This window comes from Variovorax sp. IB41 (genome assembly GCF_016405905.1).
Taxonomy (GTDB): domain Bacteria; phylum Pseudomonadota; class Gammaproteobacteria; order Burkholderiales; family Burkholderiaceae_C; genus Variovorax.
On sequence record NZ_JAEFCB010000029.1, the window covers coordinates 25978 to 40020 of the forward strand.

The following is a 14043-nucleotide window of genomic DNA, read 5'->3' on the forward strand; positions in this document are numbered from 1 at the left end:
GCGACACCGGCCGCCATAGGCTTGTTCGCATTGGTTCGACGGCCCATGAGCAACAATACGGCCCATGCAAGATCTCGCCGGAAAACACATCGTCCTGGGCCTCACGGGCGGCATCGCCTGCTACAAGTCGGCCGAGCTGTGCCGGCTGTTCGTGAAGGCGGGCGCCACGGTCCAGGTCGTGATGACCGAGGCGGCCGAGCAGTTCATCACCCCGGTGACGATGCAGGCGCTGTCGGGCCGCACCGTCTACACCTCGCAGTGGGACACCCGCGAGCCCAACAACATGCCGCACATCAACCTGAGCCGCGAGGCCGATGCGATCGTGCTGGCGCCGTGCAGTGCCGACTTCATCGCGCGGCTGGTGCAGGGCCGCTCCGACGACCTGTTGAGCCTCATGTGCCTCGCGCGTCCCATGGACCGCATTCCCCTCCTGATCGCCCCGGCCATGAACCGCGAGATGTGGGCCCACCCGGCCACCCAGCGCAACCTGATGCAGGTCTCGGCCGATGGCGCGACCGTGCTGGGCGTGGGCAGCGGCTGGCAGGCCTGCGGGGAAACCGGCGACGGGCGCATGCTCGAGCCGGCGCAACTGCTCGAGGACATCACCGCGTTTTTCCAGCCCAAGCTGCTGGCAGGGCAGAAGGTGCTGGTCACCGCGGGGCCGACCTTCGAGGCGCTCGATCCGATTCGCGGCATCACCAACCACTCGTCCGGGAAAATGGGCTTTGCCATCGCGCGGGCGGCGCGCGAAGCGGGCGCCGAGGTCACGCTGGTGGCCGGCCCGGTGCACCTGGCCACCCCGCGCGGCGTGACCCGCGTCGATGTGCTGTCCGCGCAGGACATGCTCGAAGCGACCGTCCGAGCGGCGCAGAGCGCTAGCATTTTTGTAGCGACGGCCGCCGTCGCCGACTGGCGCCCGGCGACGCACAGCGACCAGAAGATCAAGAAGGACGGCAGCGGCAAGACGCCGGTGCTCGATTTCGTCGAGAACGCCGACATCCTGCTCACCGTTGCCAAGAGCGAGCGGGCGCAGGCGAAGAAGCTGTTCTGCGTCGGCTTCGCGGCCGAGAGCGAGAACCTCGTCGAGCACGCCAAGGCCAAGCGCGAGCGCAAGGGCATTCCGCTCCTGGTCGGCAACATCGGACCGCTGACCTTCGGTCAGGACGACAACGCACTGCTGCTCGTGGACGCCCAGGGCGTGCGCGAGCTTCCCCGCGCATCCAAGCTCACGCTGGCGCGTGAACTGATGACCGAGATCGCCGCGCGACTTCCCGACTGGAGGGTCTGATGAACACCGAATCGAACACACCGCCCAATGGCGACTTTGCCCGTTACGTGGAGCAGCTCTCGGCACGGGCCGCGCAGCCGGGGCGCGTGGCGCAATCGGGCGAGCACGGACTGGACGTCGGCATGACGCCAGGCCCCGGCGCCCAAGGCACCGCGGCCACGGCCGCCCAGCGGCGCGAGTCGTCGAACGGCGAAGGGGCCAAGCCCCTGATCGGGCCCACCATGCTCAAGGTGTTCGGCGGCGTGGGTGCGCTGCTGTTCCTGGTGCTCTGGGCGGCCGGCGTGCCGTTCTTCGTGCTGGTCCTGGCGGTCGGCGCAGCGCTCTGGCTCGGCAAGAGTTTCTTCAAGGGGCTGAAGCTGACGCCGGGCGTGGCCAAGTGGCAGCAGGTGCTCGAAGAGGCGGCCCGCAGGCAAAGAGAACAGCAACAAAAGCAAGGCAAGTAAACAAGTGAAAGTCGACGTTCGTATCCTCGATCCGCGCATGGTGGATCAATTGCCCGCGTATGCCACCCCCGGAAGCGCCGGCCTCGACCTGCGGGCCTGCCTCGACGCCCCGATCACGCTGGAGCCCAACGGATGGCAGCTGGTGGGCACCGGCATCGCGATCCACCTGGCGGACCCGGCGTTCGCGGCGTTGATCCTGCCGCGCTCGGGCCTGGGCCACAAGCATGGCATCGTGCTGGGCAACCTGGTCGGCCTGATCGACAGCGATTACCAGGGCGAGCTCAAGATCAGCGCCTGGAACCGCAGCGACACGCCCTTCGTGCTGGAGCCGATGGAGCGGCTCGCACAGCTGGTGATCGTGCCGGTGGTGCAGGCCCAGTTCCGGGTGGTCACGGAATTCGAGGCGTCGCAGCGCGGCGAGGGCGGCTACGGCTCCACGGGCAAGCACTGAGCGCCCAAGCTGAAGCGAACCTGAGTAACCGCGAGGTAAGCGAGGGGTAAAGAGCGGAACCCGGCTGGCATGGCGTTCTCGAAAGTTTCAGCATGTGTCTTGCGTCATCGCGGCGAAAGCTGTGGCGTTATTCACAGGCAGCGCACTTTTCTCGCGCAGTTTTATTCGAAGAGCCTCTCAACATGAAGATCTCAATGCGCTTCGTATCCGTCACCGCCTCCGTGCTGGCCCTGGCCACGCTCACCGCTTGCGTTGCACCGGCGCCGATCTACCAGACCTCGCGCTACCCGTACCAGGCACCGCCGCAGGCCATCCAGTACCGCGAGGCCGCCTACGTCGAATATGGCCACGTGGCCAACATCGAGGTGCTGCGCAGCGAAACGGCCGGCACCGGCACCTCCGGCGGCGGTGCTGTCGCCGGTGGCGTCATCGGCGGCGTGGTCGGCAACCAGTTCGGACGCGGCAACGGCCGCGCGGCGGCCACCGCGCTGGGCATCGTGGGCGGTGCCCTGCTGGGCAACACCATCGAGGCCCAGCAGAACGGGCCGCGTGCCTATGAAAGCTATCGCGTGTCGGTGCAGACCGACCGTGGCGGTTTCCGGGCCTTCGACGTGCAAAGCCCGGGCGACCTGCGCATCGGCGACCGCGTGCGCATCGACAACGGCCAGATTTCGCGCATGTAGGCTGCCCCTGCGGGCACAAACAAAAAAGCCGGGCACTGCCCGGCTTTTTGACGTCGGCAGTCCTCAGTGCAGCATCTGGTTGCCCGGGGCCATCGGCGGCACCTTGAAGAAGGCCGTACCGGCCGTGCCGCGGCCGACTTCTTCTTCCGTCGCCTCGCGCACCGAGCGCACGGTGATGTCCAGGCGGATCGCGATGCCGGCCAGCGGATGGTTGCCGTCGAGCACCAGGTGGTCGGGATAGACCTCGGCCACGGTGTAGATCGCATCCTTGGGGATGGCGTCGCTCACACCCTTGGGCAGCGCCGAGCCGTCGAAGGTCATGCCTTCTTCCGTGCCCTCGGGAAACAGCGAGCGCGGCTCCAGGAAGAGCAGCTGGTCGTTGAAGTCGCCGAAGCCCTGTTCGGGCTCGACCTGCAGTTGCACACGGGCGCCGGGCTCATGGCCCTGCAAGGCCGCCTCGATGACGTCGAAGAGATCGTCGCCGCCCACCATGAATTCGACCGGCTCGTCGAGCACGTCCAGCACGTCGCCGAGCGTGTCTTTCATCGTCCAGGTCAAACCGACCACGCATTGTTCAGAGATTTCCATTGCAGAATTCTCCCATGGAGATTACACAACCGCTGCCGTTGCTCGGCGGCCTGAGCGCCGCGCAGTTCATGCGGCGGTACTGGCAGAAAAAGCCGCTCTTGGTCCGCCAGGCCATTCCCGCCATGGTGCCACCGATCGACCGCAGCGCCCTGTTTGCGCTGGCCGAGCGAGAAGAGGTGGAATCGCGCCTCATCCGCCACGGCAAGGCCGGCTGGTCGCTCAAGCACGGCCCGCTGCCAAGGCGTGCCCTGCCGCCCCTGAAGCAACCCGCCTGGACGCTGCTGGTGCAGGGCGTCGACCTGCACCACGGGGGCGTGCACGACCTGCTGCGGCAGTTCCGCTTCCTGCCCGACGCGCGCCTGGACGACCTGATGATCAGCTATGCGAGCGACACCGGCGGCGTCGGCGCGCATTTCGACAGCTACGACGTGTTCCTGCTGCAGGCGCAGGGCCGGCGCCGCTGGTCGATCGGCAAGCAGGGCGACCTCAGCCTGCAGCCGGATGTGCCGCTCAAGATCCTCGAGAACTTCGAGCCCGAGGAAACCTTCGTGCTCGAGCCCGGCGACATGCTCTACCTGCCGCCGAAGTACGCGCATGAAGGCGTCGCGGTGGGCGACGACTGCATGACCTTTTCCATCGGCCTGCGTTCGTCCGCCATGGGCGAGCTCGGCGCCGACCTGCTCGCGCGCATGGCGCAGGCCTATTCGGAAGACCTCGAGGACGCCGGCCCCGCGGAACTGGCCCGCTACCGCGACCCGGCGCAGCCCGCGGTCGACGCCCCGGCCGCGATGCCCGCCGCACTGCGGGATTTCGCGCGCAAGGCCGTCGAGGCCGCGCTGCGCGACCCGGACGCCATCGACCGCGCCCTCGGTGAATCGCTGACCGAGCCCAAGGCGAACATCTGGTTCGACGAAGGCGGCAACATGCCCGGCGCGATGCAGCACGTGGCGCTCGACCGCCGCACGCGCATGCTCTACGACACGCGCCACATCTACATCAACGGCGAGAGCTTCCGCGCAGGCGGTGCCGATGCGACGCTGATGCGAAAGCTGGCCGACCAGCGCGCGCTCGGCGCGCGCGAACTGGCGCGGGCCAGCGAAGGCGCACTGGCGCTGCTGGGCGAGTGGTGCGAGGCGGGCTGGGTCCATGCCGGCTGATGACACTTCGCCACTGCTGCTGGAAGGCCGCTTCGACGGCCGCGAGGCGTTCGGCGAGATCGTGCGCAATGCACTGTCGGCCGCGGCGCGCGAAGGTTGGAAGGAGATCGTCTTCAGCGACACCGATTTCGCCGACTGGCCCCTGGGCGAGCGCGCCAGCATCGAGGCGCTGCAGGCCTGGTCGGCCAGCGGCCGGCGCTTCGTGCTGCTGGCGCAGCGCTTCGACGTGATCGAGCGCGGCCACGCGCGCTTCGTGCCGTGGCGCCGCATGTGGGACCACATCATCGAATGCCGTGCCACCGGCAAGGCGCCAGGCGCCCAGGTGCCCAGCGCGATCTGGACGCCCACGTGGTTCGCGCACCGCATCGACCCCGAGCGCAGCCGCGGCGTCTGCGGCGCAGATCCGCGCGCGCGCCGCGAATTGCGCGAAGCCATCGACGAGAGCTGGCGCCTCGCGCGGCCGGCATTTCCGGCATCGACACTCGGCTTGTAAGCCAATGCCGCGAATGCGGCCGCGAGACACATTCAGGCGGAGATGCGGGTCTAGAATTTTTTCGTTCCAGACATTCTTTGCCAAAGGAGTTCTCATGAAGAAGTCGTCGTCCGTCCTGATTGCCTCGTTGATCGCCGCTGCCGCACTCGTTGCCTGCGGCAAGAAAGAAGACGCCGCACCGGCAGTCGTGACCCCGCCGCCCGCGCCCGTGACCGAGCCCGCGGCACCGCCCCCCGCCGCCGCACCGGCACCTTCCGCAGATCCGGCCGCAAGCGCGCCGTCGCCTGGCGCTTCGTCGGCCCTGGACAACGCGAACGCAGCGACGGAAGCCGCGAAGAAGAACGAAGCACCCAAGCAATAAGCCGGGTCTTCACACAGCAGAAAGCCGCCCCAGGGCGGCTTTTCTATTTGGATCTTTGACCGGTCAGCTGGCGGTCAGACATCCAGCCAGGGCGAGCCCTCGGCGGCGGTGGCGGTAAGCATTTCCGCCTCATGTCCGCCGAGCGCCTCGGCCATCAGGCGCCGCACGATGTCGGGCCGGTTGTTCTGCTCGCTCAGATGCGCCGCGACCACGTGGCGCAGGCCCTCATGACGAATCGCGCGCGCGATGTCGGCTGCCGCTGAGTTCGACAGATGACCATAGTTGCCCCCCACGCGCAGCTTGAGGAAGGGCGGATAGGCCGAGCCGGCCAGGAGGTCGCTGTCGTGATTGAACTCGAGCAGCAGCGCATGCACGCCGGCCAGGCGGTTCAGGACGTGCGCGGTGGCATGACCGAGATCGGTCAGCACCCCGAGCGTGCGTGCGCCATCGGTGCAGCGCAGTTGCAGCGGCTCGCGTGCATCGTGCGGCACGGTGAAGGGCTGCACGCCGATGTCGCCGACCGCGAATTCCGCATCATCGCGCGCCAGGTTCAGCCGGCCTTCGAAATCACGTCCGCCCGTGGCGAGCCAGGTGCCTTCGCTCATCCAGACGGGAATGCGGTTGCGCCGCGAGAGCGTGTGGGCGCAGCCGATGTGGTCGCCGTGCTCGTGGGTGATGAAGATCGCGTCGATGTCGGCGGCGGCGAGGCCCGCCAGGGCCAGCCGCTGGTCGAGCTGCCGGATGCCGAAGCCGCAGTCCACCAGGAGCCTGGAGGTGCGGCCGCCGCTGGTCGCTTCGACCAGCGCGGCATTGCCCGTGCTGCCGCTGCCGAGGCTTCGGAAGCGGAGCATGCGGGTTACTTCAGGTCGTCGGCGATGACCTTGACGATGCGCTGCGCGTTGGCCGAGCTTTCGGGCGCGCCGGCTTCATTGAGCACCGAGACGGTGGTCGATTCGCCCTGGCTCTTCACGAGGATGCGGAACTTGATCGGCTTTTCGTCCTTGGACGAGCTGCTGAACAGCTTGCCGAAGAAGCCTTCTTCCTTCTTGTCGGGGTTCGGCGTCACGTAGCGCACGAAGTAGATGCCGGCGCTGCGGTCGCGGTCTTCCACGGTGAAGCCGGTGCGGTCCAGGGCGAGGCCGACGCGGCGCCATGCGCGGTCGAACCCTTCGCTGATCTGCACCACGGGCTGGTTGCCCACGCTGGCGATGGTGGCGGTCTTCGCCGGTGCCGAGGTGGCGGCCAGGATCTTCGACTGCTCTTGCGAGACGCCCAGCTTGACCATCAGGCGGCGCAGGAACTCGGTTTCCAGTTCGGGGTCGCTCGGGCGCGGCTGCCACACGGTCTGGTCCTGGCGCGAGTTGTTGTAGACCTCCTGCATGCCGCGGTGGCTGATGAAGATCTCGGTGCCGTTCGTCGTGCGTTCGATGCGGGTGCGGAAGCGGTCGAGTTCGCCGGTCGAGTAGACCGAGTCGACCAGCTTGCCCAGCGTGCCGCGGATGATGTCCTGCGGCAGCTTGGCTCGGTTCTCGGCCCAGTCGGTTTCCATGATGCCCAGGTTGCGCTGCTCGGTGGTCAGGAGGAAGCCGCTTTCCTGCCAGAAGTCCTTCACCGGGTCCCAGAGCTGGTCGGGCGTGCGGTTGACGACGATCCAGCGCTGCGTGCCTGCGCGCTCCATGCGCACGTCGCCGATGTTGGAGACGGCGGTGGGAACACCTGGTGCGTTCGCGACGCCGGCCTGGTAGGCGTTGGCGGTGACTGCGCCGCCGGGCACTGCGTAGCGGTTGTCGCGCGAGAGCTGCGACAGGTCGGGCGGGACTTCGAGCGTCGGGGCCTTGCCGGCGCTCTTGTAGTCGATCTTGTCGCTCTCGAGCACGGAGCAGGCGGCGAGGCTGGCAACCAGGGTGGCCAGCAGTGCATATCGCGAAAGTTGCGAAAGGTTCTTCAACGTCGTCTTCCTTGTTGGAATGGTTCGGTCAATCTATGGGCCGCAGTGCCCGCCATCTCTGAGCACAGTTCGGGCAAAAGGTTGCTTAACCTTGTTGCGGCCAGGGAAACATCAAATCGCGAGGCGTGTGTCGGGGAGGGCGCTCAGTCCTTGAGCAAGCCGGTGGCGCGCAGCGCACCCTCGACCGCCGGACGGCTGGCTTCACCGAGTTCGGTGAGCGGCAGGCGCAGGGTGCCACCGCACAGGCCGAGCCGGGCCATGGCCCACTTGAGCGGAATCGGATTGGGCTCGACGAACAGGTTGCGGTGCAGCGGCATGAGCTCGAACTGGATCTGCATCGCGCGCTTCACGTCGCCGGCAAGCGCCGCCACGCACAGCTCGTGCATCTTGCGCGGCGCGATGTTGGCCGTGACGCTGATGTTGCCCTGGCCGCCGCAGAGCATGAGCGCGACGGCGGTCGGGTCGTCGCCCGAATAGACGGCAAAGTTCTTGGGCAGGTCGCGAATGAGCCACTGGGCGCGTTCGATGTTGCCGGTGGCTTCCTTGATGCCGATGATGCCGGGCACTTGCGCCAGGCGCAGCACGGTGTCGTGCGCCATATCGGCGACGGTGCGGCCGGGCACGTTGTACAGCACGACGGGCAGGTCGCCCACGGCCTCGGCGATGGCCTTGAAGTGCTGGTACTGGCCTTCCTGCGTCGGCTTGTTGTAGTAGGGCACGACCTGCAGCTGCGAATCGGCGCCCACGCCCTTGGCGAACTTGGCCAGCTCGATCGCTTCCTTCGTCGAATTGGCGCCGCAGCCGGCCATCACGGGCACGCGGCCCTTGGCTTGCTCGACCGAGACGCGGATGATTTCGCAGTGCTCTTCGACGTCGACCGTCGGCGATTCGCCGGTGGTGCCGACCACGCCGAGGCAATCGGTGCCTTCGTCGATGTGCCAGTCGATGAGTCGCCGCAGGGCGGGGTAGTCGACACTGCCGTCGTCGTGCATCGGCGTGACGAGCGCGACGATGCTGCCTGTCAGTTGCTCCAAGGGGGAATCTCTTTGTCGGTGGACGAAAGCGCCGATTCTACTTACTCCGGGCCCCGCCAAGACAGCCGGCCCTGTCCCCTCAGTTTCCCTTCAGGAGGGCGCGCGGGGGCTGGCCGGTCACCGGGGCCGACGGGCGGATGGCGGCAATACGCTGCACGAAGCGGGCCGGTTCGGCCAGGAACCCGTCCTCGTAGGCCACCACGCGCAGACCCCGGCAGGCGGCCAGCAGCTCGCCGGGCTGCAGCAGGAAGTCGGCCCGCGACGGCTTGCCCACGGTTTCGTTGCCCGCGGCGAAGGTCTCGTAGAGCAGCACGCCGCCAGGGGCCACGGCGGCCACGATGTCGGCCATGCGGTCGCGCCACAGGTAGTTGGTGACGACCACTGCGCCAAAGGTCTGGCCTGTGAAAGGCCAGGGGCCGGACTCGATGTCGGCCATGACGGTCTGCCCGAAGGCGCGTGCTGCCCCAGTGGCTTCCGGCGACCGGTCGACGCCCGTGACGGGATGCCCGCGCCCGGCAAACCACTGCATGTGCCGGCCCGAGCCGCAGGCCACGTCGAGCACGGTCGCGTCAGTGGCCAGCAGGTGCGACCAGCGCACGATCCATTCCGAAGGCGCACCCGTTCCGTGCAGTGGCGCTGCATCTTTCATGGCAGATCGACCCGCCTCAGAAGCACGACCACACCTGGTCGACCAGCGTCACGAGAAATTCCGGATGGGTATAGAGCATGAACACGCCCCCCAGCGCCGCCAGCACGGCCGCGAGCCAGCCGGCGTGGGCGAGGTGGTGGCGCATTTGCGAGGTCATGGTCCGATTGTCCGCAATCAGCCCGGCACCGCCGCCGGTCCGGTCCCGCGGGCGATGGCGTGTTCCTTGACCGGCAGGTTGATCAGCGCCGCGAACACGCCCAGCGCGATCGCGATGTACCAGACGATGTCGTAGCTCCCGGTGGTGTCGTACAGGTAACCGCCCAGCCACACGCCCAGGAACGAGCCGACCTGGTGGCTCAGGAACACGAAGCCGCTCAACATCGACAGGTGCGCCACCCCGAAGATGCCCGCCACGATCGCATTGGTCGCGGGCACGGTCGAGAGCCAGAGGAAGCCCATCGCCGCCGAGAACACGTACACGCTGACCGGCGAGATCGGCACGATCAGGAACAGCGCGATCGACACCGCCCGCGCGAAGTAGATCGCCGCGAGGATCTTGCGCTTGGCCAGCGTCTGCCCCAGCAGGCCGACCGTGTACGTGCCGAACACGTTGAAGAGCCCGATCAGCGCCAGCGCATAGCCGGCCACGTCGGCCGACAGGCTCCGGTCGCGCAGGTACGTCGGCATGTGGATGCCGATGAACGCCAGCTGGAAGCCGCAGACGAAATAACCCGCCATCAGGAGGCCGAAGCTCGGGTAGCGGAAGGCTTCGCCCACCGCCTGCAGCACCGACTGCTCACGATGGCCGGCCAGGGCCTCGCGCCGCGGCTCGCGCAGGCCGAAGGCCAGCGGCACGATCACCAGCACCAGCACCGCGAGCACCGCTAGCGCGGTCTGCCAACCCAGGTGGCCGATCAGGCGCCCCTCGATGGGCGCCATCAGGAACTGGCCGAACGAGCCGGCGGCGGCCGCCACGCCCATCGCCCAGGAGCGCCGCTCTGCCGGAATCTGCCGCCCGATCACGCCGTAGATCACCGCGTAGGTGGTGCCCGCCTGCGCCGCGCCGATCAGCACCCCCGCGCTCAGGGTGAACAGCAGCGGCGTCGGCGAATGCGCCATGCCCAGCAGCCCCAGCCCGTAGAAGATCGCCCCGCCGATCAGCACCCGGAACGCGCCGAACCGGTCGGCCAGCATGCCCGCGAACACGCCGAAGATGCCCCACGAGAGGTTCTGGATCGCGAGAGCGAAGGAGAAGGTCTGCCGGCTCCAGTCCTGCGCCTGGGTGATCGGCTGCAGCCAGAGCCCGAAGCCGTGGCGGATGCCCATCGAGAGCGTGACGATCATGGCGCCGCAAAAGAGCACTTGCTTGATCGATAGGGTGGGCGTTGGAGCTTGCATGCCGTCGAATGTAGCCACTTGCGTGCTGTGGCAGGCGGGCGGGCGGCCGAAGCCATTGATGATTTATCGGGGGCGTTTCAATGCGCATCCGGCATCAAAGCGCCTGCTGTATGGGTATCCAGTTGTTTGGCGGCGACTGACTACAATCCGCCCCCATGGCGACTTCCCCCAAGACCTCCTCAGATTCCGCTTCCGGCTACTCGGAAGGCTCCATCCGCGTGCTCAAGGGCCTCGAGCCCGTCAAGCAGCGCCCGGGCATGTACACCCGGACCGACAACCCCCTGCACGTCATCCAGGAAGTGCTCGACAACGCCGCCGACGAGGCGCTGGCCGGCCACGGCAAGAAGATCAAGGTCACGCTGCATGCCGACAACTCGGTGAGCATCGAGGACGACGGCCGCGGCATCCCGTTCGGCCTGCACCCCGAAGAAAAGGCCCCGGTGATCGAGCTGGTGTACACCCGCCTGCACGCCGGCGGCAAGTTCGACAAGGGCTCGGGCGGCGCCTACAGCTTCTCGGGCGGCCTGCACGGCGTGGGCGTGTCGGTGACCAATGCGCTGTCCAGGCGGCTCGAAGTCACCACCCACCGCGAAGGTTCGATCGCCAAACTCACCTTCAGCGGCGGCGACGTGATCGAGCCGCTCGAGATCCGCAAGCTCGAAGCCGGCGAGCGCAAGCAAGGCACCACGGTGCGCGCTTGGCCCGACGCCAAGTACTTCGAGACCGCCGCGCTCCCGATGAGCGAGCTCACGCACCTCCTGCGCAGCAAGGCGGTGCTGATGCCCGGCGTGAGCGTCACGCTCACGGTCGAGAAGACCAAGGACACGCAGCAGTGGCTCTACAAGGGGGGGCTGAGCGACTACCTCATGCAGACGCTCAACGGCGACCCGGTGATCCCCCTCTTCGAAGGCAGCGGCCATGCCGACAAGAACGCCGACAACTTCGCCGAAGGCGAGGGCGCCGACTGGTGCGTGGCCTTCACCGAAGACGGCCAGCCGGTGCGCGAGAGCTACGTCAACCTGATCCCCACCAGCGCGGGCGGCACGCACGAGAGCGGCCTGCGCGACGGCCTCTTCACCGCCGTGAAGGGCTTCATCGAGCTGCACTCGCTGCTGCCCAAGGGCGTGAAGCTGCTGCCCGAAGACGTGTTCGCGCGGGCTTCGTATGTGCTCAGCGCCAAGGTGCTCGATCCGCAATTCCAGGGCCAGATCAAGGAGCGCCTGAATTCGCGCGACGCGGTGCGGCTGGTGTCCAGCTTCGTGCGCCCGGCGCTCGAGCTCTGGCTCAACCAGCACGTCGATTACGGCAAGAGGCTGGCCGAGCTGGCCATCAAGGCCGCGCAGACCCGCCAGCGCGCCGGTCAGAAGGTCGAGAAGCGCAAGGGCTCCGGCGTGGCCGTGCTGCCCGGCAAGCTGACCGACTGCGAGAGCAAGGACATCAGCCACAACGAGGTCTTCCTGGTCGAGGGCGACTCGGCCGGCGGCAGCGCCAAGATGGGCCGCGACAAGGAAAGCCAGGCCATCCTGCCGCTGCGCGGCAAGGTGCTCAACACCTGGGAAGTGGAGCGCGACCGGCTCTTCGCCAACACCGAAATCCACGACATCTCGGTGGCCGTGGGCGTCGATCCGCACGGCCCGAGCGACACGCCCGACATGAGCGGCCTGCGCTACGGAAAGATCTGCATCCTCTCCGATGCCGACGTGGACGGCTCGCACATCCAGGTGCTGCTGCTCACTTTGTTCTTTCGCCATTTTCCGAAACTCATCGAAACCGGCCACGTGTATGTCGCCAAGCCGCCGCTGTTCCGCGTCGATGCGCCCGCGCGCGGCAAGAAGCCGGCCTCCAAGGTCTACGCGCTCGACGAGGGCGAACTCACCGCCACGCTCGACAAGCTGCGTAAAGACGGCGTGCGCGAAGGCGCCTGGAGCATCAGCCGCTTCAAGGGCCTGGGCGAGATGAGCGCGGAACAATTGTGGGAAACCACGCTCAATCCCGATACCCGGCGCCTGATGAAGGTCCAGCTGGGACGCTTCGACTTCACATCCACCCAGGGCGAGATCACCAAGCTCATGGGCAAGGGCGAAGCGGCCGCCCGGCGCGAGCTGATGGAACTGCGCGCCGACGACGTCGATATCGACGTCTGATTTCCCGGACCCGAGGCATTCTTCACGACAGGGCATGAACAGGCACCAGATCATCTGCGGTTCGTTGGCATGGGCTTGCGCCGCGGGCGCGATCCTCATGGTGGCGCGCGCCCATCCGGTGGTCACGCCGCCGGACATGCTCTTTGCCGGCCTCGTTGTCCTGCTGGCAGTGCTGTTCGTCTGGATGGGCTGGTGGGACGACGCGGCCAACGACGGCCCCGAACCCAGCTGGCTGGAGCGCGCCGTGGCCACCGGGTGGCTGTGGATGCGCCGGATCGTCTGCTGGACCGCGGCCGCCGCCTTTCTCGCGGTCGCCGTGAGGCTGCTCGCCGATGGCATCGAAGTGCGGCAGGTGCCGTTCTTCCTCGCCGCGGTGATGCTGGGCGTGCTGCTGATCTGGGTCGGCCTGAAGGGCACGGGGCGCGTGCGCAGCCTGAGCGACGACGCCGCGGTCCACGCCGGGCGCCGCAAGCGCTACGGCTGGTGGTTCTGAGGCAAGGGCCCGCATCGCCATGACACGCTGGCTTCGTCCGTTCCTCCTGTGTGCGGCCCTCGTGCTGTCGCAGCAGGGCGCGCACGCCGCTGACATCTACGGCTACATCGACAGCAAGGGCGTCGCGCACTTCGCCTCCGAGAAGATCGACGAGCGTTACCAGATCTTCTTTCGCGGCGGCCAGAGCTTCGACACGGCGCAGGGCATCTCCCCGCTTGGGCGCAACGGCCGCAAGATCGACGGCAAGGTGCCGCCCGCCTCGCAAACGTTGCTCGCGCTCTTCGAGGCCTCGCCCAGCTACAAGACCGCCAAGTCGGCATTGCGCGATGCGTCGAACAAGCACTCGATCGACTACGAACTGCTGCAGGCGCTGATCGCCACCGAATCGGGCTTCGACGCGCAGGCCGTCTCGCCCAAGGGCGCGATGGGCCTCATGCAGCTCATGCCCGCGACCGCGCAGCGCTACGGCGTCGCGGCGGACAAGCGCAGCACCATCGAGAAGAAGCTGTTCGATCCGCGCATCAACATCGCCGCGGGTTCGCGGTACCTGCGCGACCTGATCGCGATGTTCCCGGGGCAGATCGAACTCGCGCTCGCCGCCTACAACGCGGGAGAGGGCGCGGTGCAGCGCGCGGGCAACAAGATCCCGAACTACAAGGAAACGCAGAACTACGTGCAGACCGTGCTGCAGCTGTACGCCTACCTCAAGCCCTCGGTGGCAACGGGCGGCGGCGGCGCGCGCGGCGGCAAGACGCCGGGGCGCATCCGCATGGAGCTGGTGGTGCCCAAGGGCGGGGCGCTGGGCCGTGGCAACATGCCGCCCGATTCGCCCGGCGGCATGCCCGCGATGCCAGACATTCCCGAGCAACCGCAGGTGCCGGCCGGCGCGGTCGAGCCGCCCGTGTCCTGAAGA

Annotated in this window: 17 protein-coding genes; 10 read left to right on the plus strand and 7 right to left on the minus strand. The window is 67.6% G+C overall.

Going from position 1 to position 14043, the window contains the following annotated elements; translation table 11 throughout:
* The first annotated feature begins 64 nt into the window (after window positions 1-64).
* From coaBC to JC881_RS30255, 4 genes are all read left to right on the plus strand, one after another.
* Window positions 65-1288 carry a bifunctional phosphopantothenoylcysteine decarboxylase/phosphopantothenate--cysteine ligase CoaBC gene (gene coaBC / locus JC881_RS30240; protein ID WP_198789480.1) on the plus strand — a complete coding sequence of 408 codons (1224 nt, stop codon included), beginning with the start codon at window positions 65-67 and terminating at the stop codon, window positions 1286-1288.
* Window positions 1288-1731 carry a hypothetical protein gene (locus tag JC881_RS30245; RefSeq protein ID WP_198789481.1) on the plus strand — a complete coding sequence of 148 codons (444 nt, stop codon included), beginning with the start codon at window positions 1288-1290 and terminating at the stop codon, window positions 1729-1731. Before coaBC ends, JC881_RS30245 begins: the two co-directional genes overlap by 1 nt.
* Before the next feature lie 4 nt (window positions 1732-1735).
* Window positions 1736-2182, plus strand: a complete 447-nt coding sequence (gene dut / locus JC881_RS30250; RefSeq protein ID WP_198789482.1) for a dUTP diphosphatase — start codon at window positions 1736-1738, stop codon at window positions 2180-2182.
* Between the two features lie 182 nt (window positions 2183-2364).
* Window positions 2365-2865 (plus strand): glycine zipper 2TM domain-containing protein, encoded by a 501-nt coding sequence (locus JC881_RS30255; RefSeq protein WP_198789483.1) that lies wholly within the window; start codon window positions 2365-2367, stop codon window positions 2863-2865.
* Between the two features lie 63 nt (window positions 2866-2928).
* Here the strand turns inward: JC881_RS30255 and JC881_RS30260 are convergent, their stop codons facing one another.
* The gene (locus JC881_RS30260) at window positions 2929-3453 is read right to left on the minus strand and encodes an FKBP-type peptidyl-prolyl cis-trans isomerase (RefSeq protein ID WP_198789484.1); all 525 of its coding nucleotides are present in this window, start codon (window positions 3451-3453) and stop codon (window positions 2929-2931) included.
* A 14-nt stretch (window positions 3454-3467) separates the two neighbouring features.
* Between JC881_RS30260 and JC881_RS30265 the strand changes: the two genes are divergently transcribed.
* The 3 genes from JC881_RS30265 to JC881_RS30275 all read left to right on the plus strand — a co-directional run bounded on the left by JC881_RS30265 (window position 3468) and on the right by JC881_RS30275 (window position 5464).
* Window positions 3468-4610: a cupin domain-containing protein gene (locus tag JC881_RS30265; RefSeq protein ID WP_198789485.1), complete on the plus strand. Its 1143-nt coding sequence runs from the start codon at window positions 3468-3470 to the stop codon at window positions 4608-4610.
* Window positions 4600-5103, plus strand: a complete 504-nt coding sequence (locus JC881_RS30270) for a hypothetical protein (RefSeq protein ID WP_198789486.1) — start codon at window positions 4600-4602, stop codon at window positions 5101-5103. Before JC881_RS30265 ends, JC881_RS30270 begins: the two co-directional genes overlap by 11 nt.
* A 94-nt stretch (window positions 5104-5197) precedes the next feature.
* Window positions 5198-5464 (plus strand): hypothetical protein, encoded by a 267-nt coding sequence (locus JC881_RS30275; protein WP_198789487.1) that lies wholly within the window; start codon window positions 5198-5200, stop codon window positions 5462-5464.
* Between the two features lie 74 nt (window positions 5465-5538).
* Here JC881_RS30275 and JC881_RS30280 read toward each other — a convergent pair whose 3' ends face one another.
* From JC881_RS30280 to JC881_RS30305, 6 genes are all read right to left on the minus strand, one after another.
* The gene (locus JC881_RS30280) at window positions 5539-6315 is read right to left on the minus strand and encodes an MBL fold metallo-hydrolase (RefSeq protein WP_198789488.1); all 777 of its coding nucleotides are present in this window, start codon (window positions 6313-6315) and stop codon (window positions 5539-5541) included.
* 5 nt (window positions 6316-6320) lie between these two features.
* Window positions 6321-7412, minus strand: coding sequence for an outer membrane protein assembly factor BamC (gene bamC / locus JC881_RS30285; protein WP_198789489.1), 1092 nt, complete (start codon window positions 7410-7412; stop codon window positions 6321-6323).
* A 143-nt stretch (window positions 7413-7555) separates the two neighbouring features.
* Window positions 7556-8482, minus strand: coding sequence for a 4-hydroxy-tetrahydrodipicolinate synthase (gene dapA / locus JC881_RS30290; RefSeq protein WP_443083382.1), 927 nt, complete (start codon window positions 8480-8482; stop codon window positions 7556-7558).
* A gap of 43 nt (window positions 8483-8525) precedes the next feature.
* A complete protein-coding gene (locus tag JC881_RS30295) occupies window positions 8526-9095 on the minus strand; it encodes a class I SAM-dependent methyltransferase (RefSeq protein WP_198789491.1) in 570 nt (189 codons plus the stop codon).
* A 16-nt stretch (window positions 9096-9111) separates the two neighbouring features.
* Complete coding sequence (locus tag JC881_RS30300; protein WP_198789492.1) at window positions 9112-9252, minus strand: hypothetical protein; 141 nt, start codon at window positions 9250-9252, stop codon at window positions 9112-9114.
* A 17-nt stretch (window positions 9253-9269) separates the two neighbouring features.
* Window positions 9270-10493, minus strand: a complete 1224-nt coding sequence (locus JC881_RS30305; protein WP_198789493.1) for an MFS transporter — start codon at window positions 10491-10493, stop codon at window positions 9270-9272.
* A gap of 155 nt (window positions 10494-10648) precedes the next feature.
* Between JC881_RS30305 and JC881_RS30310 the strand changes: the two genes are divergently transcribed.
* The 3 genes from JC881_RS30310 to JC881_RS30320 are packed head-to-tail and all read left to right on the plus strand — an operon-like array spanning window position 10649 to window position 14040.
* The gene (locus JC881_RS30310) at window positions 10649-12637 is read left to right on the plus strand and encodes a DNA topoisomerase IV subunit B (protein WP_198789494.1); all 1989 of its coding nucleotides are present in this window, start codon (window positions 10649-10651) and stop codon (window positions 12635-12637) included.
* A gap of 34 nt (window positions 12638-12671) precedes the next feature.
* Window positions 12672-13130, plus strand: a complete 459-nt coding sequence (locus JC881_RS30315; protein WP_198789495.1) for a hypothetical protein — start codon at window positions 12672-12674, stop codon at window positions 13128-13130.
* Between the two features lie 19 nt (window positions 13131-13149).
* The gene (locus JC881_RS30320) at window positions 13150-14040 is read left to right on the plus strand and encodes a lytic transglycosylase domain-containing protein (RefSeq protein WP_198789496.1); all 891 of its coding nucleotides are present in this window, start codon (window positions 13150-13152) and stop codon (window positions 14038-14040) included.
* Window positions 14041-14043 lie beyond the last annotated feature (3 nt).

What these genes read in the sequence shown, in the direction of transcription:
- coaBC (WP_198789480.1), top strand. Translation starts at nt 65, where the DNA reads ATGCAAGATCTCGCCGGAAAACACATCGTCCTGGGCCTCACGGGCGGC.
- JC881_RS30245 (WP_198789481.1), top strand. Translation starts at nt 1,288, where the DNA reads ATGAACACCGAATCGAACACACCGCCCAATGGCGACTTTGCCCGTTAC.
- JC881_RS30255 (WP_198789483.1), top strand. Translation starts at nt 2,365, where the DNA reads ATGAAGATCTCAATGCGCTTCGTATCCGTCACCGCCTCCGTGCTGGCC.
- JC881_RS30260 (WP_198789484.1), bottom strand. Translation starts at nt 3,453, where the DNA reads ATGGAAATCTCTGAACAATGCGTGGTCGGTTTGACCTGGACGATGAAA.
- JC881_RS30265 (WP_198789485.1), top strand. Translation starts at nt 3,468, where the DNA reads ATGGAGATTACACAACCGCTGCCGTTGCTCGGCGGCCTGAGCGCCGCG.
- JC881_RS30270 (WP_198789486.1), top strand. Translation starts at nt 4,600, where the DNA reads ATGCCGGCTGATGACACTTCGCCACTGCTGCTGGAAGGCCGCTTCGAC.
- JC881_RS30275 (WP_198789487.1), top strand. Translation starts at nt 5,198, where the DNA reads ATGAAGAAGTCGTCGTCCGTCCTGATTGCCTCGTTGATCGCCGCTGCC.
- JC881_RS30280 (WP_198789488.1), bottom strand. Translation starts at nt 6,315, where the DNA reads ATGCTCCGCTTCCGAAGCCTCGGCAGCGGCAGCACGGGCAATGCCGCG.
- JC881_RS30295 (WP_198789491.1), bottom strand. Translation starts at nt 9,095, where the DNA reads ATGAAAGATGCAGCGCCACTGCACGGAACGGGTGCGCCTTCGGAATGG.
- JC881_RS30300 (WP_198789492.1), bottom strand. Translation starts at nt 9,252, where the DNA reads ATGACCTCGCAAATGCGCCACCACCTCGCCCACGCCGGCTGGCTCGCG.
- JC881_RS30305 (WP_198789493.1), bottom strand. Translation starts at nt 10,493, where the DNA reads ATGCAAGCTCCAACGCCCACCCTATCGATCAAGCAAGTGCTCTTTTGC.
- JC881_RS30310 (WP_198789494.1), top strand. Translation starts at nt 10,649, where the DNA reads ATGGCGACTTCCCCCAAGACCTCCTCAGATTCCGCTTCCGGCTACTCG.
- JC881_RS30315 (WP_198789495.1), top strand. Translation starts at nt 12,672, where the DNA reads ATGAACAGGCACCAGATCATCTGCGGTTCGTTGGCATGGGCTTGCGCC.
- JC881_RS30320 (WP_198789496.1), top strand. Translation starts at nt 13,150, where the DNA reads ATGACACGCTGGCTTCGTCCGTTCCTCCTGTGTGCGGCCCTCGTGCTG.